A 19,870-nucleotide genomic window follows, 5' to 3' on the forward strand; every position below is an offset into this window, starting at 1 on the left:
GGCATCCCACAGCCGCGGATGTGCGGCGCGTCGCGTTTCGACCCGTGGACCGCCCGGTGCCAGCCGGACCGACAGCGCGCCGCCCTCGGCGGTCGTCAGCACGCTTGCCCCCGCGTCCTCCCAGCGGGACACCACGTCCGCCCGCGGGTGGCCGAAGCGGTTGCCGTGCCCGTTGGAGACGAGCGCGTGGCGCGCGCCCGTGGCTTCGACGAACATCGGGTCGGAAGCGCTGCCGCTTCCGTGGTGGGCAACGAGCACCACCTCGGCGCGAATGGCGTCCGCGCGATCTTCGTCGGCCCGCCGTACCAGACCGCGCTCGATCACTTTGCCGATGTCGCCGGTCAGCAGCGCGCTGCCGTGCGGCGTGGAGACCCGCAGAACGCAGCTCGCCTCGTTTCCCAGGTACGGGAAATGCGGGGTCGGATGGAGATATCTGAACGCCACGCCGTCCCACTCCCACCCGGTTCCGGCGACACACGGCTGGGTGCCCTCCACGGGTGCGCCGTCCGGGGCTTCAGCCCGACCCACGGGGATCGCCGCGACCACAGCACCGAACCCGCCCGCATGGTCGCTGTCCCCGTGGCTGGCCACCGCGCGATCCAGCCGGCGCACGCCGGCCGCACGGAGCGCCGGCAACACCACGCGCGCGCCGGCATCGTAGCCGGGCGTGGCCGGGCCCATGTCGTACAGAAGCGCGTGGCGGGCGGTTCGGACGAGGATCGACATCCCCTGCCCGACGTCCAGCACCTGGAGCTCGGCCTCGCCGTGCGACGGCAGGTTGCGGTCCGGCCAGAGCAGCGGTAACCAGAGCATCAGTGCCAGCGGGCGTCCTGGCAGGCCACGGGGCAACAGCAGCCAGAACGCCCCCAGCATCGCCAGCGGCAACGCGAACCAGCGGGGTTCCGGCAACCACCACAGCGCCAATCCACTGTCCGAGAAGCGTTCGAACAGCGGCCAGCTGAGTTCGAAGCACCAGGCCGCGAGCCGCCAGGCCCAGCCGCCCCAACCGGGTTGCAACGCGTCCAGCAACGTACCGAGCAGCGACAGCGGGACCACCACCAGGCTCCACCAGGGCACCGCCACCAGGTTGGCCAGCGGGCCGGCCAGCGACGCCTCGCCGAACAGCGCCACGCCCAGCGGGAGCAGTCCCACCGTGGCAACCCCCTGGGCCGACAGCAGGTCGCGTACCGGGCGTCGCCCGGTATCGGGCAGGCACCACAGCAACCAGGCCACGCCGAAAAAGCTGAGCCAGAACCCTGCCCCGAGGATCGCCAGCGGGTCGAACAGCAGGATGGCGATCGCGGCCAGGGCCAGCGCCTCGAACATGGATGTGGACCGACGGCTGGCGCGGACGCCGGCGACCACCGCGATCATCAGGACAGTGCGTAACGTGGGCAACGCAAAGCCGGAGACCGTCGCGTACCCCAGCGCACCCGCCAAGCCGGCCACCGCCATCGCGACCGGTCGAGGCCACCGCCGGCCCAGTGCAGGCAGCAGCCACCAGACGGCCGACGCGAGCAGCGCCGCGAAGCCGGCCACCAGGCCCACGTGGAACCCGGAAATCGCGATCAGGTGGGTCAGTCCGTTGGCCCGGAGGACCAGCCAGTCATCGTCGGACAAGCCGCGCGTGTCACCGAGCGCGAGCGCCCGCACGAACCGCGAAGCCGCAGAAGGCACCGCGTCGGCGATGCGACCCGACATGCGCTCGCGCCAGGCATCCACGCCGCGTGCCGGTCCGAGCAGCACGGCGCCGTGCTGCTCGCGCACGTGGCCGCGGGCCGTAAGCCGATCGGCGAGTGCGTGCTTCTCGCTGTCGAACCGTCCCGGATTCCGCAGGCCGCGGGGCGCCCTCAAACGGACGGAGAACTCCCAGCGCTGGCCGGCGTGCAGGCGGTCGCGACCGGTCGGGGTGCCGTCGAAGTCGTCGTACCAGGCCAGCTGTAGCAGCCGTCCCTGGAGCTCCGTCGGTTGATCCGCCCCGCCGTCGACCCGGAACGAGAACGTCGTCCGCCGGTCCTGGTGCTCGGGCAACTGCACGACCCGCCCGGCGACCCGAACCTCGCGCTGCTCCCAGTCGTGTGGCAGCTGCACCGACAGCGCGTATGCCGCATGCAACCCGGCGAGCCCGAGTCCCACCAGTGCCGCGCACAGCCATCGCAGTCGACGCAGGCGCCACCAGCCAGCAAGTCCCAGCGACAACAGCACCACGAGCGTCCACTCAGGAGGCAATGCCGGCAGCCTCAGGCAGCCAGCGACTCCGCAGAGCAACCCGATCGCCACCACGATCCCGAACGGAGGTACGGCCGCTGTCGTCGGCCAGGTCCGGGCAATGCGTGTGGGTGCAGTGGGGTCAGGCGGCATCCTTGCCGCTTCGTCCATGGTTTACATCCCTGTCTAGACTTCTTCCGGTGCCAGCTCGCGCAGCTTGCCCTCGTGCAGTTCGAGCACGCGGTCGAGCCGGCGTGCGAGCCGGCGGTCGTGGGTGACCAGCACCAGGCTGGTGTGCTGCTCGCGGTTCAACTCGAGCATCAGGTCGAACACCGTCGCAGCGGTCTTCTCGTCGAGGTTGCCGGTCGGCTCGTCGCCGAGTACGCAGGCCGGCTGGTTGACCAGGGCCCGCGCCACGGCCGCGCGCTGGCGCTCGCCACCCGAAAGCTCACCTGGCTTGTGGCCAAGGCGATGCCCGAGCCCGACGGACTCCAGCAGCCCGCGTGCGCGCGACTCCGCCTCGGTGACGCCGGTGCCGTTGAGCAGGACCGGCAGCATGACGTTCTCGATTGCGGTGAACTCGGGCAGCAGGTGGTGGAACTGGTAGACGAACCCCAGCGCCTTGTTGCGCAGCGCGCCACGGGCGGTGTCGGACAGGGCGCTCATCTTCTTGCCCGCCACCAACACCTCGCCCGAGGTTGGCGTATCCAGTCCGCCGAGCAGGTGCAGCAACGTGCTCTTGCCGGCGCCCGATGCGCCGAGGATCGCGACCGTCTCGCCCTTGTGGACGTCGAGGTGGAGCCCGTCGAACACCGGCGTGCGCATCTTCCCCTCGGCGTACACCATACCCAGACTGTCGCAGCTCAGTACCGTTTCCCGCCCATCCATCGGCTTACTCATAGCGCAGCGCCTCCGCCGGCGGGGTCCGTGCCGCCCGCCAGGCCGGGTAGATCGTCGCGACGAGCGCCATCGCCAGTGCCACCGCGGCGATTGCGACCACGTCGCTCCCCTTCAGTTCGGTCGGCAAGCCGGTGATGTAATAGACGTCCTCGGGCAACAGGGTCATGCCGAAGACCTTCTCGATCGCGAACAGGATCGATTCGAGGTTGAGCGTCAGCAGGATGCCGCCGACCACGCCCAGGACCGTGCCGATCACGCCGATCAGGCTGCCCTGCACCACGAACACCGTCATCACCCCGCGCGGACTCAGACCGAGCGTGCGCAGTATGGCGATGTCGGCCTGCTTGTCGGTAACCAGCATCACTTGCGACGACACCAGGTTGAAGGCACCCATGGCGATGATCAGCGACAGCAGGATCGCCATCATCGTCTTCTCCATCCGCAGCGCCCGGAACATGTTGGCGTTGTCGGTGGTCCAGTCGCTGACCTGGTACGGCCCGTCCAGCTCGATGGCCAGGTCGCGGGCAACGTTCCAGGCAAGGTTCATGTCATGAAGTTTCAGGCGTACGCCGGTGACGCCCTCACCCATGCGGAGCACCCGCTGCAGATCCTCCATGTGGACGAAAGCCATGCTCCGGTCGTACTCGTTGTAGCCGACCTCGAACACGCCGCTGACGATGAAGCGCTTGAACTGCGGCAACGCCCCGATCGGCGAGCCGCGGGCATCGGCCAGCATCATCACCACGTCGTCGCCGATGCCGACGCCCAGCCACGCCGCGAGCTCTCGTCCGACGATGATGTTGAAGCCGCCGGGTTCGAGCGACTCCAGTTCGCCCTGCACCATCTTGTCGCCCAGCACGGAGACGGTCCGCTCATCGGCAGGAATGACGCCGCGCACGAACGCGGGCTGCTGCCGCGCGCCATTGAGCAGCGCCTCCTTCTCCACGTACGGTGCCGCCCCGGCGACGCGCTCGTCGGCCAGCGCCAGGTCGACCGCGCGCTGCCAGTCGGTAATCGGTTCGCCGTAGGCACTGACGGTGGCGTGGGCGGCCATCTGCAGCATGCGGTCACGGATCTCGCGCTGGAAGCCGGTCATCACCGCCAGAGTGGTGATCAGCGCCGCCACGCCCAGCGCGATGCCGAGTATGGAAGCAAGCGAGATGAAGGAGATAAAGCCATTGCGGCGCTTGGCGCGCAGGTAGCGCAGGCCGATGGCGACTGGGATGGGTTTGAACATAGCCCGGTATGGTGCCACCTAACACGCCACGCGCGGAGAGGTTTCGACCGGCATGGCCATCCGGAGTTCACGACGCCGGTCTGCGGGCAACGTGTCAGGCCACCAGACCAAGCGTTCGACGGCGCCTGTCGGGCTGGACCAGCGGGCAAAGGCCAGTGCGCCGCGCCACGCGATCCGCAGGCCATCCACCGGCACGCCGTCGATCATCGGCTCTCCATTGCCGTCGATGACCAGCGTCCGGGCCGGCCGGTTCGCCTCGCGCCACGCCAGCAATGACCCATACGTGGCAGCGGCCGCCGCAACCGGGCCTGCGAAGACGATGTCGAGGTCGGATGCGCCCAGTGACAGCGCGGCCAGCAGCCCGAGCAGGATGAGGCCCACGACCAGCCAGCGCGAGGGCTTCCACCGGAAGGTGGCGCCCACGTCATTCGGCGGGAGGTAGCGCCCGGATTCGGTGGACCAGTGCGGCAAGCTCGGCATCGGCGGGGGTGTCGTGACCCATGAACCAGTGCCAGAGCTTATCGTCCTCGCAATCCAGCAGCTGTAGGAAAATCCCGCGGCTGGCCGGCGGGTCCTGCCACCACAGGCGGTCGAGGTAACGCCCGAACAACTGGTCCAGCTCGCGCATGCCACGGCGGGACTTCCAGCGGAGCCGTCGCAGCTCCGCCTTGTCCTCGTCGGTCATCGGGTGCTGCACGCTACTGCGCCGGTCAGGTCCGGCGCGCGAGCATCAATTTCTTGATCTCGCCAATCGCCTTGGCCGGGTTCAGGCCCTTCGGGCAGGTGCGCGCGCAGTTCATGATGGTGTGGCAACGGTACAGCTTGAACGGATCCTCGAGATCGTCCAGTCGCGCACCCGTGTCCTCGTCACGGCTGTCGACGATCCAGCGGTAGGCCTGCAGCAGGATGGCGGGACCGAGGTAGCGGTCGCCGTTCCACCAGTAGCTCGGGCACGAGGTCGAGCAGCACGCGCAGAGGATGCACTCGTACAGGCCGTCGAGCTTCTTGCGGTCCTCGGGGGACTGCAGGCGCTCCCGGTCGGACGGCGTCGCGCTCTGCGTGCGCAGCCACGGCTTGATCGAGGCGTACTGCGCGTAGAAATGGGTCAGGTCCGGGACCAGGTCTTTCACCACTTCCATGTGCGGCAGCGGGTAGATCGGCACCTCGGCCTTGCCGCAGTCGTCGATCGCCTTGGTGCAAGCCAGCGTGTTGGTACCGTCGATGTTCATCGCGCACGAACCGCAGATACCCTCGCGGCAGGAACGGCGGAAGGTCAGCGTCGGATCGATCTCGTTCTTGATCTTGATCAGCGCGTCCAGGACCATCGGACCGCAGGCCGCCATGTCCACCTCGTAGGTGTCTACGCGCGGGTTCATGCCGTCGTCGGGGTTCCAGCGGTAGACCTTGAAGGTGCGCGGGTTCTTCGCACCGTCGGCCGGCCAATGACGGCCCTGCTGGATCTGCGAGTTCTTCGGGAGAGCGAATTCGGCCATTTCGGTTTTCCTGCTGCCGGATCAGTACACGCGCTTCTTGGGCGGGATGACGTCGACGTCGCCGCTCAGCGTGTGCATGTGGACCGGGCGGTAATCGATCTTCGTCCCGCCGTCCTCGCCGACCCAGCACAGGGTGTGCTTGAGCCAGTTGACGTCGTCGCGCTCCGGGTAGTCCTCGCGGGCGTGGGCGCCGCGCGATTCGGTACGGTTGGCGGCGGACACGATCGTGCCGAGCGCCTGTCCGAGCAGGTTGGACAACTCGTAGGTCTCCACCAGGTCGGAGTTCCAGATCAGCGAGCGGTCGGAAACCTTGACGTCGGCGAACGACGCGTGGATCTCGCGGATCTTCGCCACGCCCTCGCCAAGCGTCTCGCCGGTGCGGAACACCGCCGCGTCGGCCTGCATGGTGCGCTGCATCTTGTCGCGGATGACCGCGGTCGGGGTGCCACCGTTGGCGTTGCGCAGCCGGTCCAGCCGGGACAGCGCTTCGTCGCAGGCGTCGCCGGCAAGCGTCGGGTGTGCGCCGTCCGGCGTGATCGTCTCGGCGCAGCGGTTGGCCACCGCGCGGCCGAACACGACCAGGTCGAGCAGCGAGTTCGAGCCCAGGCGGTTGGCGCCATGCACCGACACGCAGGCGGCCTCGCCAATCGCGTAGAGGCCGGGCACCACCGCGTCGGGGTTGCCGTCCCGCAACTGCACCACTTCACCGTGGTAATTGGTCGGGATGCCGCCCATGTTGTAGTGGACGGTCGGAATCACCGGGATCGGCTGCTTCTCGACGTCGACGTTGGCGAAGATGCGGGCCGACTCGGCGATGCCGGGCAGCTTCTCGTGGATGACCTCGGGACCCAGGTGGGTCAGGTCGAGCAGGATGTGGTCCTTGTGCTCGCCGACGCCGCGGCCCTCGCGGATCTCCATGGTCATCGAACGGCTGACCATGTCGCGCGGCGCGAGGTCCTTGACGCTCGGCGCGTAGCGCTCCATGAACCGCTCGCCGTTGGCGTTGCGCAGGATGCCGCCTTCGCCGCGCACGCCCTCGGTGATCAGGCAGCCGGCGCCGTAGATGCCGGTCGGGTGGAACTGCACGAACTCCATGTCCTGCAGTGCCAGGCCGGCGCGCAGCACCATGCCGCCGCCATCGCCGGTGCAGGTGTGGGCCGAGGTCGCGCTGAAGTACGCGCGTCCGTAGCCGCCGGTCGCAAGCACCGTGCCCTGGGCACGGAACAGGTGCAGCGTGCCGGTCTCGAGCTCGAGCGCAAGCACGCCGCGGCAGGCGCCGTCAGCGTCCATGATCAGGTCGAGTGCGAAGTACTCGACGAAAAACTGCGCGTCATGCGCCAGCGACTGCTGGTACAGGGTGTGCAGGATCGCGTGGCCGGTACGGTCGGCGGCCGCGCAGGTGCGCTGTGCCGGCGGACCTTCGCCGAACTTGGTGGTCATGCCACCGAACGGACGCTGGTAGATGCGGCCATCCTCGGTGCGCGAGAACGGCACGCCCTGGTGCTCGAGCTCGATGATCGCGGGGATGGCTTCGCGGCACATGTACTCGATCGCGTCCTGGTCGCCCAGCCAGTCCGAACCCTTGACGGTATCGAAGAAGTGGTAGCGCCAATCGTCCTCGCCCATGTTGCCGAGCGCCGCGGCCACGCCGCCCTGTGCGGCGACCGTATGCGACCGGGTCGGGAACACCTTCGTGATGCAGGCGGTCTTGAGGCCCTTCTGGGCCAGCCCGAAGGTGGCCCGCAGCCCGGCGCCACCGGCACCGACCACGATCATGTCGAACTTGTGTTCCTGGATCTTGTATGCAGCAGGCATTGCGGATCAGCCCCCGAGCGCGATGCGGATGACGGCGAGCACGCTGGCAATGGCCGCGAGTACGCAGACGAAAATGACCGAGAGCTGCGACGTCGCCGCCAGCCACGGGGTGTGGACGTAGTCCTCGATGATCACCTGCAGGCCCAGCTTCGCGTGCCAGAAGGACGCGATCAGGAAGGCCACCAGCAGCGTCGCGTTCCACGGCCGTGCGACGGTGGCGCGGACGGTGGCGAAGTCGTCGCCGACCAGCGACAGCACCAGCCACGCGACATAGATCGTCAGGAAGACCAGCGCGATCGCGGTGATGCGCTGGATCGCGAAATGGTGCGTACCGTCCTTCGCCGAGCCCAGGCCCCGGGCGCGCTTGAGCGGGTGGCGCAGGTTGGGCGTGTGGCGGCCGGGATTCTGGATGCTCATGCGTTCCCCCACTGGGTCATGGCCAGCAGCCAGATGATCGCGGTGAGCACCAGGCTGCCGAAGATCGAGATCCAGCTGTTGCGCACGAAGCTGCTGATCTCGTACGCGTAGCCGGCGTCCTGTGCGAGGTGGCGGATGCCGTTGATCAGGTGGTAAGCGAGTGACCAGCTCCAGCCGAACATCACCAGGAAGCCGAGTGGCGAACGCACGCACTCGGCGAAGTCCGCCCACTGCACCGGACCCGCGGCCAGGGCAACCAGGCCCCAGGCGACCAGCAGGCTGCCCAGCACCAGCACGATGCCGGTGCCGCGGTGCAGGATCGAGGTGACCATCTGCACCTGCCAGCTGTAGACCTGCAGGTGCGGAGAGAGTGGCCGCGCCCGGGGGCGGTCGCTGACGCGTTGCTGGTTGGCCATGCGATGGCTGTCTCGGCTGGGCGGCTGTGCCGCGTGGCGGAAGTGGATCGGGAGACGCTTGCGGGTGACGATCAGAAATCGATGCAGCGACCGTTCTTTTCCCAGTCGCCGTAGCGGGTGGGCTCGGGGCCGTCGCGACCACCGTACTCCGTCGCGACCTCGTCCGGCTTGTTCTCCACTGCCTGAGAAGGCACGTCGGAGTCCGTCGGCGAAGCAGGTTCTGGAGTGGTTTGGCCTATCATCACAGCGTCCAAGCTTAAATCCCGACCCCATGCATGACAAGCTTCAGCCATTGCCTGGCGCGCTTTTTGCGATGCCGGACCTGCACGTGGTGGAGCTGGCCGGACGCGACGCGACAACCTTCGCGCAGGCCCAGTTCATCAACGATCTCAACGGCTTGCAGCCCGGGCACTGGCAGTGGAGCGGCTGGCTGACACCGAAGGGGCGCACGGTCGCGCTGTTTGCGCTGGCGAAGTGGTCGGATGACCGGATCTGGCTCTTGCTGCCCGACCTCGATCCGAGCGGGCTGGCCGAAGCGCTTCGCCGGTTCGTGTTCCGCAGCAAGGTGGCCGTGACCGTGCGCGACGACCTGGTTGTCGGCGGAGCCTTCGCGAAGCCGGAGCGGGCGGAACGGAACAGGTTTGTCGAGCACGACGGCGTGGCCGAGTTCGACCTCGGCACACCCGAGATGCCGCGCCTGCTGCGCGTGGGCTGCCCGGCACCCGCAGTGGACGATGCCGCCTTGCAACGTTGGCGGATGTTCGACCTCGAGCACGGCCTTCCCCGGTTGGGACCGGACCAGTCCGGCCAGTGGACACCGCAACAACTCTCGCTGGAACGGATTCGCGGTTTCAGCGTCAAGAAGGGCTGCTATCCGGGGCAGGAGATCGTCGCCCGCACGCACTTCCTCGGGAAGGCCAAGCGGGGGCTCGCACTGCTTGAATCAGACCGCGCCATCGCACCGGGCGCAGAAGTCACTGGCGATGCACGGGCGGTCGGCACCGTGGTGGCCAGTGCGGGACAGGACGGCCGCCACCTGTCACTGGCGGTGATGCCGCTGGACCGCGAGGCGACGCCGCTGTCGGTTGGAGACAGTCCGGTAGGCGAACGCCCGCTGCGCGAGGGCCTGGCCCGCTGATCGCTTCGGGCCGGCTTAACCGCCCTGACCCGCCGCGAGCCGGTCGGCGGCATCGACGATGTCCTGTTCACCCGGGATCACCAGGAACGCGGCTCCGGCCAGCGGCGTGTAGGTATCGGTACCCACCACGCGCTGGAACGGGCGCGCGGCGAACCCGCCTTCGGCGATCGCGGTGATCACACCCTCGCCGACGCCGGCGCTGTGCCGCCCTTCATCGACCACGATGATCCGCTTCGCATTGCGTGCCTGCTCGACGATGTAGGCGTCGTTGAGCGGCACCAGCCAGCGCAGGTCGACCACTTTCGCCTTCCAGCCATGGCGCTGCTCGATCGTGCGCGCCGCGCGGAGACTCATCGGCACGCCGTTGCCGTAGGTGAGGATCACCAGGTCATCCCCGTCTCCGTCCGCGGGCAGGTACGCCCTACCCTCGCCCAGCGTCATCGCCTCGCCCGGTGCCGGGTACGTGGTCAACCAGCCGCCGTCGCCCGGTTCGTGCAGGTCCTTGGTCATGTACAGCGCGATCGGTTCCAGGAACACACTGACCCGACCGTCGACCTTGGACAGCGCGGTAAGCGTGCGCAGCATGGTGACCGCGTCGTCGCCGCGCGACGGGCAACCGACCACCAGGCCGGGGATGTCGCGCAGCGCGGTGATCGAATTGTCGTTGTGGAAGTGGCCGCCAAAGCCGCGCTGGTAACCCAGTCCGGCGATACGCACGACCATCGGGTTGCGGTACTGGTCGTTGCTGAAGAACTGGAGGCTCGCCGCCTCGCCGCGGATCTGGTCGCAGGCGTTGTGGAAGTACGCGAGGTACTGGATCTCGGGGATCGGTAGCAGGCCGACATTGGCGAACCCCTGCGCCATGCCGAGGATCATCGTCTCGTCGAGCAGCGTGTTGAACACCCGCCGCGGGCCGAACGCCTTCTGCAGGCCCTTCGTGACGGTGTAGACGCCACCCTTCTGCGCCACGTCCTCGCCGAACAGCAATGCCTCGGGGTACTTGGCAAAGGTGTCGTGCAGCGCGTTGTTGATCTGGATCGCCAGGTGCCTGGGAGGCTGGTGCTCGGGGAGTTTCTCTTCGCTGCCGAACACCTCGAGGCGCCGCCCGGCAAAGTCGGCTCGCTCGGCCTCGGCACGGACGGCCGCCGGCGTATACGGCGCAAGCGGTGCGATCACCTCGTCGAGCCGGTCCAGCTTGGGCGTGCGGTCGGCGGCTTCGGCGGCGGCGAAGCAGCGCTTGCGGGTGGCTTCGTACAGCGCGAGCACCTCGTCCTTTGACATCAAGCCCGACTCGAGGGCGATCGACGCCGAACGCAGCAGCGGATCGCTGGCCTCGACGGCGCACAACTCCTCGATGGAGCGCCACTCGATCTCGAAGTCTGTCCCGGCGTGGCCCATGATCCGGGTCGTGCGCAGGTGCAGGAAGGTGGGGCGGCGGGTGCGGCGGCAGTGTTCGACCGCGCGCTGGACGTCGCCATAGCCGTTCGCCAGGTCCAACCCGTCGGCGTAGAAGTAATCCAGGTCGGGGCGCTGCGAGAAATTGCGCGCGATCCAGCCGTTCGGGGTCTTAACGGAAATGCCGATGCCGTTGTCCTCGCAGACGAACAGCACCGGCGCGGGCAGCTTCTGGTAAGCCGTCCACGCCGCGGCATTGAAGGCGGTCTGGGCGGTCGCATGGTTGCTCGAGGCGTCACCGAAGGAGCAGATCGCGATGCTGTCGTCGGGAATCGGCAGCGCGTGGCCGAGGCGACGCCCGGCCTCGATCGCGATCGCCGTGCCAAGCGCCTTCGGCAGGTGGGACGCGATGGTCGAAGTCTGCGGCAACACCCACAACGGCTTGCTGCCCCAGACCTTGTGCCGGCCACCACTGGCCGGGTCGTCCTTGCTGGCAGCGAATGACAGCGCAGAATCCATCGCCGGATCCATTCCGGGCAGTTTGCGGAACCGCTCGGCCATGAACCCGCCGCTGCGGTAATGCAGGAACGCCGGATCGGTGTGCCGGGTGGCGCGCGCGACCATCGCGTTGCCCTCGTGCCCGGACGAGCCGATCGTGTAGAAGACCTTGTTCTGCACACGCAGCACGCGCGCCATCAGGTCCAGGTGGCGGCTGACCAGCTGCGACTCGAACAGCTCGCGGAAGCCCTGCGCATCCAGCGCACTGCCCTCGAGGATCGCCTCGCCCGCGGCGGGCGCCGCGTCGACGCGACCGTCCCACCCGCGCACGAACTCACTGAAGTTGACGTCGCAGATCTCGGCGCGGTTGAGGCCACGCATGCGGGTGGGAATGGGCTGGGCGATGTTTGACATGGATGCGTGCTGTAGGAGCGGCTTCAGCCGCGAAGTGAATCGAACGCAGGACGACGCCCCACGCGATGCAACGAGGCCGTGCTAAAGCGACGCGCGCCGGGCGCGCCACTCTTCACGGCTCTGTCCCCAGATATCCACCGGCGAATCCTGGTGCGGCGGTGGCAACCGGCCGGGACCGCGGTTGACCGAGCCGAGGCGGGCGGCAAGCGCCTGCGAGGCCGTGTTGGCGGGCGCGATCGAGTGGATCACCTCGGTCCAGCCGAGATGGTCGAACGACCAGTCGATCGCGGCTATCGCCGCTTCGCGCGCGTAACCCTTGCCCCACGCCGAGCGCAGGAACGACCAGCCGACCTCGGTCCCGGGCCAACCCTCCGGCTGCCACGGTCCGGCCCGGCCGAGCCAGCGACCGCTGGCCTTGTCGACCACCGAGAACATCGCGAACCCCTGCATCGCCCAGGCGCCCGGCATCTGCAGGAACCTCCGCCACGCCGCCTCGCGCGGCATGTGGCCGCCGATGTGCCGCGCGGCCTCCTCGTCGGCCAGCAGCTCGGCCACGCCCTCGAAGTCCTCGAGGACCGGCGGACGCAGGATCAGGCGTTCTGTTTCAAGCGTGGGGCCAAGCGGGTTCGCAGCCATCACGGTGCTCCGTCGGTATCGGCAGGATCAGAACGCGTTGATGCCGGTCAGCTCGCGGCCGACCACCAGCTGATGCACCGTCTCGGTGCCCTCGTAGGTGATCACCGACTCGAGATTGAGCGCGTGGCGGATCGCGGCGTGCTCGGTGGTGATGCCGGCACCGCCCAGCAGGTCGCGGCAGTCGCGGGCGATGTCGATCGCCATCCGGCAGTTGTTCCACTTGGCGAGCGAGACCTGCGTCGGCGCCATCTTGCCGGCATCCTTCAGGCGGCCCAGCTGCAGCGACAGCAGTTGCGCGGACGTAATCCGGCGCGCCATGTCGGCCAGCCGCAGCTGAGCGGCCTGGTTGGCGGCAAGCGGACGGTCGAACAGGATCCGCTCCTTGCTGTAGTTGAGCGCCTCGTCCAGGCACGCGATGGCCGCCCCGATCGGGCCCCACGTGATGCCGTAGCGCGCCTGTGTGAGGCAGCCGAGCGGACCCTTGAGGCCCTTCACGTTCGGCAGGCGGTTGGCCTCGGGCACGCGCACGTTGTCGAAGAAGAGCGACGAGGTGACCGACGCGCGCAGCGACATCTTGTGCTTGATCTCCTGCGCAGCGAAGCCGGTCATGCCCTTCTCGACGACAAACCCCTGGATGCCGTCGTCGGTCTGCGCCCAGACGATCGCGATGTCGGCGAGGTTGCCGTTGGTGATCCACATCTTGGCGCCGTTGAGCACCCAGTCGTCGCCGTCCTTCCTGGCATGGGTCTTCATGTTGGCCGGGTCGGAGCCGCCGTGCGGCTCGGTCAGGCCGAAACAGCCGATCACCTTGCCGGCGGCCATGTCGGGCAGCCAACGCATGCGCTGCTCCTCGGTGCCGTAGGCGAAAATCGGGTACATGCACAGCGAGGACTGCACGCTCACGAAGCTGCGGATGCCGCTGTCGCCGCGCTCGAGCTCCTGGCAGATCAGGCCGTAGCTGACCGAGTTGAGCCCGCCGCCGCCGTACTGCTCCGGCAGGGTCGAGCCGAGCAGGCCGAGTTCGGCGATCTCGGCGACCAGCTCCTTCGGAAACCGGCCCTGGTCGAATGCGTCGCCAATGATCGGCAGCACGCGCTCATCGGTGAACCGCGCCACCGTGTCCTGCACCGCCTGCTCCTCTTCGCTGAGCAGGGAACGGACGTCGTACAGGTCGTAGGGGTGAAGGGCCATGGTGCGCTCGGAGTCGGGAAAGCGGCCATTGTACGGGCCGCCCCGCGGCGAAGGCACGCGCCGGCGTGGTGCCGGCCCCAAACGAAGCGGGGCCGGATTGCTCCGGCCCCGCGGGGTACTGCACGGCAGGCCTGGATCAGCCCTTCGTGGTGGCGCTCGCAGCGGCAGCGGTCTGCACTACCACCTCGCCGTCGATGACCGGCAGGCGCTCGCCCGGCTCGTCGTCCATGCGCACGGTCTGCTCCTGGCCGTCGTAGCGGTAGGTCACGTCGTAACCGACCACCTGGTCCTTGGTACCGAGCGAAATGCGGTCCGCCGGCTTGCTGTTGCTGCGCATGGTGCCGGTGGTGCCGTCGGCGTTGCGATAGGTCACGTCGTAGCCGACCACGGTCGAGGACTCGGAGGTGTCGGTGACGGTGCGGCAGTTGGTCTCGACGCGCTCCACAACCCGGCCGCCCACATGGTTGCGGTCCACCCGGTTGCCGACGTAGCCGCCGGCCACGGCGCCGGCCGCGGTCGCGACCTTCTTGCCGTTGCCGCCGCCCACCTGGTTGCCGATCAGGCCACCGATCACCGCACCGGCGACGGTGCCGCCGACGTTACCGTCGCGCTCGGGCAGCCGTTCCTGCACCACCACGTCCTCGCAGACCTGGCGCGGCGTGGAGGTGGTACTGGTCGAACGCACCGGGTCGCTGCTGACCACGGTCGCGAACAGCTCGCGCTTCTCGGTCACCGGCTCGACTTCGACGACATCGGCGTATTCGATGCCCTGGATGCTGCCGTCGGTGGCGAAGTCGCCTTCGGCGCCGACGAACGCCGGGGCGTCCGGGTTGGCAAGCGCGTTGTCGGGCGCATCGCCCTGGAAGCTCTGGTAGGCCGCGACGGCGACGCCACCGACAAGCAGCGAAGCCAGGGCAACTGCGATCAGATTCTTGTTCATTGAGAGCCTCCTGCAAGGGTCGTTCGTGGACCCGTCGGTGTGGTGGGCGCATTGCACCACCGCCCACCTGAACGGGTTGCCAATTCTTTAACAATTTCCTGTTCGCGCCATAAACAAATGCGCGTGCTAGCGTGATCGACGTTGCAATTACGTCGTTCCACATGGGAATCCCGCCATGCGCACCCTGCTGCTCGCCCCGCTGATGCGTTTCCTCGGCAAGTTGAGTTACCCGCGTCTGTTCATGGTGGCCGCGGCGCTGTTCGTCCTCGACATGCTGGTGCCGGACATGGTGCCGTTCGTCGACGAGCTGCTGCTCGGGCTCGGCACGCTGCTGCTGGCCAACTGGAAGAAGCGCAAGGACCCGGATTCGGCGAAAGCCGAGCGAGACGTGATCGACGGCGACGCGCGCCGGCGCTGAGTCGCCCGCGGCACCCGGCACCCATGCTGGTCGACACCCACTGCCACCTCGACACCGCCGGGTTCGATCCGGATCGCGCGCGGGTGATCGCCCGCGCCCGGGCCGCGGGCGTGCTCCGCCAGGTGGTTCCGGCGATCGACGCTGCCGGCTGGCCCAAGCTCAAGGCGGTCTGTTCGGAGGATACCGGGCTCCATCCGGCGTACGGCCTGCACCCGATGTTCCTGGCATCCCATCGCGAGGTCCACCTCTCCGAGCTGCGTCGTTGGCTTGAGCGGGAGCGCCCGGTGGCCGTCGGCGAATGCGGGCTGGACCATTTTGTCGAGGGACTCGACCACGACACGCAGTTGCAGTACTTCGACGCGCAACTGAGGCTGGCGCGTGATTTCGACCTCCCGGTGATCGTCCATGCGCGGCTCGCGGTGGATGCCGTGTTGGCGGCGATCCGCCGGATTGGTGGGCTCCGGGGCGTGGTGCACAGCTTCTCGGGCAGCCGCCAGCAGGCCGAGCAGCTCGCCGACAACGGGTTCCTGCTCGGGCTCGGCGGGCCGGTCACCTACGAACGCGCGCGTCGGCTACGCAGCCTGGCGGCGGAGGTGCCGATCGAATGGCTGCTGCTGGAAACCGACGCGCCCGACCAGCCCGACGCGATGAACCGGGGCCAACGCAACGAGCCTTCCCGTCTGACCACCGTGCTCCAAACGATCGCCGCGTTGCGCGGGGTCGCACCGGAGATCGTGGCGTCAGCCACCACCGCAAACGCCGAACGGCTGTTCCGCCTGCCCGAAGCTCCAAAGCCCTGAGGCAACTCACAGGCGCGGCCCGGTCAGGCCGCCCTAGTCCTTCAGTAGCATCTGCAGCGCACGCCCTACCATTGCGAACGCGAAGGCGCCGGTGATGTGCGTGGCTGCGCCCAGTCCGCTACCGCAGTCGAGCTTGAGGGCCGCATCGCCATCGACGGCCGGACGGATGCCACACACGGTGCCGTCGGCCTGCGGATAGCGCACGTTTTCGAGGGAGTACACCGCGGGCACACCGAAGTAGCGCTTTGGGCTCTTGGGGAAATTGAACTCGCTGCGCAGCTTCTTGCGGATTAGTGCCAGCATCGCGTCGTGCTCGGTACGCGACAGGTCGCGTACGCGCACCATGGTCGGGTCGATACGGCCACCGGCCGAACCGCACACCACCAAGGGAAGCTTGCGGCGTCGGCACCAGGCGATCAGCTCTACCTTGCTGCGGAAGCTGTCGCAGGCGTCGAGCACCAGATCGAACCCGTCGTCGAGCAGCGCTTCGATGTTGGACGACACCAGGAAGACCGGTACGGCCACCACCTGCACGATCGGATTGATCGCGCGGCAGCGTTCGGCCATCGCCTCGACCTTGGCACGGCCGAACTGCCCCGTGTGCGCCGGCAACTGCCGGTTGCTGTTGGACACGCAGATGTCGTCGGCGTCGATCAGCGTCAGGTGCCCCACTCCGCTGCGCACGAGCGCTTCGACCACCCACGACCCCACGCCTCCCATGCCGACCACGGCCACGCGGCTGCCGGCCAGGCGCGCGAGGGTACCGGCGCCATAGAGGCGGTCGATACCGGAAAAGCGTTCCCGAAGTGCGGGGTCGAGCTCGGGTGCATCCATCGCGACATTGTAATGGGACGTCCCACCGGGACACGGCGCGTCGCGCCGCGACCTGCGTGCTATATATCCGTGCGCATTCAACCCCACGGAGCCCCGCCATGAGTGAACCACGGACCACCCGCCCCGACACCCACGGCAATGGCGCCAAGTACATCGCCCTGCTGCTGCTCGGCCTGGTGATCGGCGCGGTATGCACGGTCATGGCGATGCGCGCCATCCAGGCGCGGTCCGATCCGTTCCCCGGCGCGGTGATGCACGTGCAGGGCTGGCACCTGGGCAAGTTGCGGGACGCGGTGGAGCAGAACCGCTGCGCCACGACCGACAGCCTGCCGCACCTGCAGGCGCTGCGGGTGATGGCGAACGATATCGACCCGGCATTCCCCGACCTGCGCGACGACGAGCGGTTCACCAAGGCCTCCAGCCAGTTGCGCGGTGCGCTGGACACCGCGATGGCGTCGCCGCCGGGCGACTGCGTCGCCCTTGGCGAGACCGCTGGCGCGATCGGACAGGCCTGCAAGGCGTGCCACCAGGACTTCCGCGGCTGACGTAGCGGCACGCGATCGCCCGTCCGGAGGCTGAACGACTCCCGACGGGTTGATCACGTATTCACGACGGCGCGCCTAGCGTTGGCGCGTGGCGACACGCCACCGCCCCTCCATGCAGGAGATCCAAATGAATACGAAGAGTCTTCGTCTGCTCGGCGTGGCCGCGTCCGCCTCCCTGGCGCTTGCCGGTTGCGCCACCCCGGGCTACAGCAACTCCGGCTACGGCACCTCGTCGCCGGGCTATGGCACCACCGCCTCGTGCTACGACTGCGGCACCGTCACCCGGATCGAACAGGTCGGTGGCGGCAGCAACGTGCCCAATGCCACCGGTGCCGTCCTCGGCGGCCTGGTGGGCGCCGCCGCCGGGCGCGAGCTCGCCGATGACGAAAGCAAGGGTCGCCAGAACACCGCGACCGTTGCGGGCGCAGTGGCCGGCGCGGTCGCCGGCAACGCCATCCAGAACCGCGTCCAGGGTGACCGCTACAACGTGTATGTGCGCATGGATGACGGCCGTACCACCACCGTGACCCAGGACGACCTGGGCGGCATCCGTGTCGGCACCTACGTGCGCGTCTACAACGGACGGGCCTGGGTCCGCTGATCCACCTCGCACACCAGCGACCACCGAGCCCGGCGTAATGCCGGGCTCTTCGTATGCGTGGCATTGCCGGCTAGGCTGCGCACGAACCGCCCAAGGAAACCCGATGGACATGCAGACCCTGTACTACGTGATTGCCGCCGTGCTGATCCTGGTCGGCGTGGCCGGCACCGTGCTGCCCGCCCTGCCCGGCCTTCCGCTGGTATTCGGCGGCATGCTGCTGGCGGCCTGGGCCGGCGGTTTCGAACAGGTGGGTGTCGGGATGCTGGTGCTGCTGGGAGCGCTGACGCTGCTGTCCCTCGGGATCGACTTCCTGGCTACCGCGATGGGCGCCAAGCGGGTCGGCGCCAGCCGGCTGGCGGTGGTCGGCGCGGTCATAGGCACCTTCGCGGGGTTGTTCTTCGGTCCGATCGGCCTGATCGCCGGCCCCTTCGTCGGCGCGTTGGCGGGCGAGCTCATCCACGGGCGGAAGGTGGGCAAGGCGACCCGAGTCGGCGTAGGGACCTGGCTTGGGATCCTGGTCGGGACCGTGTTGAAGATCGGGCTGGCGTTCGCGATGCTCGGGCTGTTCGCGTTCGCCTGGTTCGTCTAAACGGGATGCGCCGGGACGGCTGACCGCGATTTCACGTCGCGCTGTTCACCTTCAGCCCAGAGTACGCCGTCTGAACGGGGGAAGCCCATGCCACGCTGGAGCCGCAAGCGCATGACCGCAATTATCGTGTTCACGGTCCTTGCGACCGCACTGCTGGTGGTACTGGCACTCAACTTCGCCACCCCCGAGAAGGAACTCGAACGCAAGATCGAGCATCACTACGCGATCTCCGACCCCCAGTTCCGCCGCGAGATGTCGGTGATGATGGGGCCGTCGGTGATGCCCGGGAACCGGATCACCGCGCTCGACAACGGCGTGGAGATCTTCCCCGCGATGCTCGAGGCGATCCGCGGCGCGCAGGTGTCGATCACCTTCGAGACCTACATCTACTGGTCCGGGGAGATCGGCGAGGAGTTCACCGCGGCGCTGGCCGAGCGCGCCCGCGCCGGCATCCCGGTCCACGTCACGATCGACTGGGTCGGCAGCATCAAAATGGACCAGTCGCTGCTGGACCAGATGGAAGACGCCGGGGTCGAGGTCGAGCGTTACCGTCCGCTCCACTGGTACAACCTGAGTCGCATGAACAATCGCACCCACCGCAAGCTGCTGGTGGTGGACGGGCGGATCGGGTTCACCGGCGGCGTGGGCATCGCCGACCTGTGGACCGGCAAGGCGCAGGACCCCGAGCACTGGCGCGACATGCACTTCCGGATCGAAGGCCCGGCGGTGGCGCAGATCCAGGCCGCCTTCAACGACAACTGGATCAAGACCACCGGCGAGGTGCTCAACGGACCGAAGTACTTCCCGCCGCTGCAACCGGCGGGTGATGCCGACGCGCACCTGTTCATCGCTTCCCCGGCCGGCGGCAGCGAGAGCATGCACCTGATGTACCTGATGTCCATCGCCGCGGCCGAGCATTCCATCGACCTGGCCGCGTCGTACTTCGTGCCCGACGAGCTGATCATGGGTGCGCTGCTGGCCGCGCTGGAACGCGGGGTCCGCATCCGCATCCTGCTGCCGGGCAAGTACATCGACTCCAGCGCGGTCCGGGTGGCCTCCAAGGCCAGCTGGGGACCGCTGCTGCGCGCTGGGGCCGAGGTCTATGAGTACCAGCCAACGATGCTGCACACCAAGCTGTTGATCATCGACCAGGAACTGGTCTCGGTCGGCTCGACCAACTTCGACATCCGCTCCTTCCGCTTGAACGACGAGGCCAGCCTCAACGTCTACGACCACGCATTCGCCGAGGAAATGACGCGCACGTTCGAGCAGGACCTCAAGCCGACCAAGCGCTATACGCTGGAGATGTGGCAGCAGCGCCCGTGGAAGGAGAAGCTCGCCGAGCGCGTGCTGCTGCCGATCAAGTCGCAACTGTAGGAGACCTG

The 19,870-nt window shown here is 68.1% G+C and carries 22 protein-coding genes; 7 read left to right on the forward strand and 15 right to left on the reverse strand.

Annotated elements, in window-relative coordinates; translation table 11 throughout:
• From ACKVMH_RS05750 to ACKVMH_RS05795, 10 genes are all read right to left on the reverse strand, one after another.
• Window positions 1–2,361: DNA internalization-related competence protein ComEC/Rec2 (locus tag ACKVMH_RS05750; RefSeq protein WP_412699612.1), on the reverse strand; the 2,361-nt coding region annotated here is incomplete at its 3' end.
• A gap of 33 nt (window positions 2,362–2,394) precedes the next feature.
• A complete protein-coding gene (lolD, locus tag ACKVMH_RS05755) occupies window positions 2,395–3,108 on the reverse strand; it encodes a lipoprotein-releasing ABC transporter ATP-binding protein LolD (RefSeq protein WP_412699584.1) in 714 nt (237 codons plus the stop codon).
• Complete coding sequence (locus ACKVMH_RS05760) at window positions 3,101–4,345, reverse strand: lipoprotein-releasing ABC transporter permease subunit (RefSeq protein ID WP_215220191.1); 1,245 nt, start codon at window positions 4,343–4,345, stop codon at window positions 3,101–3,103. Before ACKVMH_RS05760 ends, lolD begins: the two co-directional genes overlap by 8 nt.
• Before the next feature lie 18 nt (window positions 4,346–4,363).
• Window positions 4,364–4,768, reverse strand: a complete 405-nt coding sequence (locus ACKVMH_RS05765; protein WP_412699585.1) for a hypothetical protein — start codon at window positions 4,766–4,768, stop codon at window positions 4,364–4,366.
• A gap of 1 nt (window position 4,769) precedes the next feature.
• A complete protein-coding gene (locus ACKVMH_RS05770) occupies window positions 4,770–5,030 on the reverse strand; it encodes an FAD assembly factor SdhE (protein ID WP_412699586.1) in 261 nt (86 codons plus the stop codon).
• A 25-nt stretch (window positions 5,031–5,055) separates the two neighbouring features.
• Window positions 5,056–5,838, reverse strand: coding sequence for a succinate dehydrogenase iron-sulfur subunit (locus ACKVMH_RS05775; RefSeq protein WP_215220188.1), 783 nt, complete (start codon window positions 5,836–5,838; stop codon window positions 5,056–5,058).
• Between the two features lie 21 nt (window positions 5,839–5,859).
• Window positions 5,860–7,653 (reverse strand): succinate dehydrogenase flavoprotein subunit, encoded by a 1,794-nt coding sequence (gene sdhA, locus ACKVMH_RS05780; protein WP_215220187.1) that lies wholly within the window; start codon window positions 7,651–7,653, stop codon window positions 5,860–5,862.
• A 6-nt stretch (window positions 7,654–7,659) separates the two neighbouring features.
• Window positions 7,660–8,070, reverse strand: coding sequence for a succinate dehydrogenase, hydrophobic membrane anchor protein (sdhD, locus tag ACKVMH_RS05785; RefSeq protein WP_412699587.1), 411 nt, complete (start codon window positions 8,068–8,070; stop codon window positions 7,660–7,662).
• Entirely contained in the window at window positions 8,067–8,486 is a 420-nt protein-coding gene (sdhC, locus tag ACKVMH_RS05790) for a succinate dehydrogenase, cytochrome b556 subunit (protein ID WP_215220185.1), read from the reverse strand. The genes sdhD and sdhC overlap by 4 nt, the downstream gene beginning before the upstream one ends.
• A 71-nt stretch (window positions 8,487–8,557) precedes the next feature.
• Window positions 8,558–8,779: a DUF1674 domain-containing protein gene (locus ACKVMH_RS05795; protein ID WP_412699588.1), complete on the reverse strand. Its 222-nt coding sequence runs from the start codon at window positions 8,777–8,779 to the stop codon at window positions 8,558–8,560.
• A gap of 35 nt (window positions 8,780–8,814) precedes the next feature.
• Here ACKVMH_RS05795 and ygfZ point away from each other — a divergent pair, with 35 nt between their 5' ends.
• Window positions 8,815–9,624, forward strand: a complete 810-nt coding sequence (ygfZ, locus tag ACKVMH_RS05800; protein WP_412699589.1) for a CAF17-like 4Fe-4S cluster assembly/insertion protein YgfZ — start codon at window positions 8,815–8,817, stop codon at window positions 9,622–9,624.
• Between the two features lie 15 nt (window positions 9,625–9,639).
• Here the strand turns inward: ygfZ and ACKVMH_RS05805 are convergent, their stop codons facing one another.
• From ACKVMH_RS05805 to ACKVMH_RS05820, 4 genes are all read right to left on the reverse strand, one after another.
• Window positions 9,640–11,931, reverse strand: coding sequence for a thiamine pyrophosphate-dependent enzyme (locus ACKVMH_RS05805; protein ID WP_412699590.1), 2,292 nt, complete (start codon window positions 11,929–11,931; stop codon window positions 9,640–9,642).
• An 81-nt stretch (window positions 11,932–12,012) separates the two neighbouring features.
• A complete protein-coding gene (locus ACKVMH_RS05810; protein ID WP_412699591.1) occupies window positions 12,013–12,567 on the reverse strand; it encodes a GNAT family N-acetyltransferase in 555 nt (184 codons plus the stop codon).
• A 27-nt stretch (window positions 12,568–12,594) separates the two neighbouring features.
• Window positions 12,595–13,758, reverse strand: coding sequence for an acyl-CoA dehydrogenase family protein (locus ACKVMH_RS05815; RefSeq protein WP_412699592.1), 1,164 nt, complete (start codon window positions 13,756–13,758; stop codon window positions 12,595–12,597).
• 136 nt (window positions 13,759–13,894) lie between these two features.
• A complete protein-coding gene (locus ACKVMH_RS05820; RefSeq protein WP_412699593.1) occupies window positions 13,895–14,698 on the reverse strand; it encodes a glycine zipper 2TM domain-containing protein in 804 nt (267 codons plus the stop codon).
• Between the two features lie 175 nt (window positions 14,699–14,873).
• Between ACKVMH_RS05820 and ACKVMH_RS05825 the strand changes: the two genes are divergently transcribed.
• Both ACKVMH_RS05825 and ACKVMH_RS05830 read left to right on the forward strand, forming a co-directional pair.
• Complete coding sequence (locus ACKVMH_RS05825; RefSeq protein WP_412699594.1) at window positions 14,874–15,116, forward strand: DUF6116 family protein; 243 nt, start codon at window positions 14,874–14,876, stop codon at window positions 15,114–15,116.
• Window positions 15,117–15,139: 23 nt separating this feature from the next.
• A complete protein-coding gene (locus ACKVMH_RS05830) occupies window positions 15,140–15,916 on the forward strand; it encodes a TatD family hydrolase (RefSeq protein WP_412699595.1) in 777 nt (258 codons plus the stop codon).
• Window positions 15,917–15,949: 33 nt separating this feature from the next.
• On the opposite strand, the gene ACKVMH_RS05835 is transcribed toward ACKVMH_RS05830, so the two are convergent.
• Window positions 15,950–16,750, reverse strand: coding sequence for a tRNA threonylcarbamoyladenosine dehydratase (locus ACKVMH_RS05835; RefSeq protein ID WP_215220178.1), 801 nt, complete (start codon window positions 16,748–16,750; stop codon window positions 15,950–15,952).
• A 98-nt stretch (window positions 16,751–16,848) separates the two neighbouring features.
• On the opposite strand from ACKVMH_RS05835, the gene ACKVMH_RS05840 reads away from it, so the two are divergent.
• The 4 genes from ACKVMH_RS05840 to ACKVMH_RS05855 all read left to right on the forward strand — a co-directional run bounded on the left by ACKVMH_RS05840 (window position 16,849) and on the right by ACKVMH_RS05855 (window position 19,862).
• Window positions 16,849–17,295, forward strand: a complete 447-nt coding sequence (locus ACKVMH_RS05840) for a cytochrome c (RefSeq protein WP_215220177.1) — start codon at window positions 16,849–16,851, stop codon at window positions 17,293–17,295.
• A 127-nt stretch (window positions 17,296–17,422) separates the two neighbouring features.
• Window positions 17,423–17,896, forward strand: coding sequence for a glycine zipper 2TM domain-containing protein (locus ACKVMH_RS05845; RefSeq protein ID WP_215220176.1), 474 nt, complete (start codon window positions 17,423–17,425; stop codon window positions 17,894–17,896).
• A gap of 103 nt (window positions 17,897–17,999) precedes the next feature.
• The gene (locus tag ACKVMH_RS05850; protein ID WP_412699596.1) at window positions 18,000–18,485 is read left to right on the forward strand and encodes a DUF456 domain-containing protein; all 486 of its coding nucleotides are present in this window, start codon (window positions 18,000–18,002) and stop codon (window positions 18,483–18,485) included.
• Window positions 18,486–18,596: 111 nt separating this feature from the next.
• Window positions 18,597–19,862, forward strand: a complete 1,266-nt coding sequence (locus ACKVMH_RS05855; RefSeq protein ID WP_412699597.1) for a phospholipase D-like domain-containing protein — start codon at window positions 18,597–18,599, stop codon at window positions 19,860–19,862.
• The last annotated feature ends 8 nt before the right edge of the window (window positions 19,863–19,870 follow it).

Origin of the sequence: Lysobacter zhanggongensis, assembly GCF_046638635.1 — a bacterium.
Classification (GTDB): domain Bacteria; phylum Pseudomonadota; class Gammaproteobacteria; order Xanthomonadales; family Xanthomonadaceae; genus Novilysobacter; species Novilysobacter luteus.

Excerpts from the sequence above, each read along its gene's own strand:
- lolD (WP_412699584.1), bottom strand. The coding sequence starts at position 3,108 with ATGAGTAAGCCGATGGATGGGCGGGAAACGGTACTGAGCTGCGACAGT.
- ACKVMH_RS05760 (WP_215220191.1), bottom strand. The coding sequence starts at position 4,345 with ATGTTCAAACCCATCCCAGTCGCCATCGGCCTGCGCTACCTGCGCGCC.
- ACKVMH_RS05770 (WP_412699586.1), bottom strand. The coding sequence starts at position 5,030 with ATGACCGACGAGGACAAGGCGGAGCTGCGACGGCTCCGCTGGAAGTCC.
- ACKVMH_RS05775 (WP_215220188.1), bottom strand. The coding sequence starts at position 5,838 with ATGGCCGAATTCGCTCTCCCGAAGAACTCGCAGATCCAGCAGGGCCGT.
- sdhA (WP_215220187.1), bottom strand. The coding sequence starts at position 7,653 with ATGCCTGCTGCATACAAGATCCAGGAACACAAGTTCGACATGATCGTG.
- sdhD (WP_412699587.1), bottom strand. The coding sequence starts at position 8,070 with ATGAGCATCCAGAATCCCGGCCGCCACACGCCCAACCTGCGCCACCCG.
- sdhC (WP_215220185.1), bottom strand. The coding sequence starts at position 8,486 with ATGGCCAACCAGCAACGCGTCAGCGACCGCCCCCGGGCGCGGCCACTC.
- ACKVMH_RS05795 (WP_412699588.1), bottom strand. The coding sequence starts at position 8,779 with ATGGCTGAAGCTTGTCATGCATGGGGTCGGGATTTAAGCTTGGACGCT.
- ACKVMH_RS05805 (WP_412699590.1), bottom strand. The coding sequence starts at position 11,931 with ATGTCAAACATCGCCCAGCCCATTCCCACCCGCATGCGTGGCCTCAAC.
- ACKVMH_RS05810 (WP_412699591.1), bottom strand. The coding sequence starts at position 12,567 with ATGGCTGCGAACCCGCTTGGCCCCACGCTTGAAACAGAACGCCTGATC.
- ACKVMH_RS05815 (WP_412699592.1), bottom strand. The coding sequence starts at position 13,758 with ATGGCCCTTCACCCCTACGACCTGTACGACGTCCGTTCCCTGCTCAGC.
- ACKVMH_RS05820 (WP_412699593.1), bottom strand. The coding sequence starts at position 14,698 with ATGAACAAGAATCTGATCGCAGTTGCCCTGGCTTCGCTGCTTGTCGGT.
- ACKVMH_RS05825 (WP_412699594.1), top strand. The coding sequence starts at position 14,874 with ATGCGCACCCTGCTGCTCGCCCCGCTGATGCGTTTCCTCGGCAAGTTG.
- ACKVMH_RS05830 (WP_412699595.1), top strand. The coding sequence starts at position 15,140 with ATGCTGGTCGACACCCACTGCCACCTCGACACCGCCGGGTTCGATCCG.
- ACKVMH_RS05835 (WP_215220178.1), bottom strand. The coding sequence starts at position 16,750 with ATGGATGCACCCGAGCTCGACCCCGCACTTCGGGAACGCTTTTCCGGT.
- ACKVMH_RS05840 (WP_215220177.1), top strand. The coding sequence starts at position 16,849 with ATGAGTGAACCACGGACCACCCGCCCCGACACCCACGGCAATGGCGCC.
- ACKVMH_RS05845 (WP_215220176.1), top strand. The coding sequence starts at position 17,423 with ATGAATACGAAGAGTCTTCGTCTGCTCGGCGTGGCCGCGTCCGCCTCC.
- ACKVMH_RS05850 (WP_412699596.1), top strand. The coding sequence starts at position 18,000 with ATGGACATGCAGACCCTGTACTACGTGATTGCCGCCGTGCTGATCCTG.
- ACKVMH_RS05855 (WP_412699597.1), top strand. The coding sequence starts at position 18,597 with ATGACCGCAATTATCGTGTTCACGGTCCTTGCGACCGCACTGCTGGTG.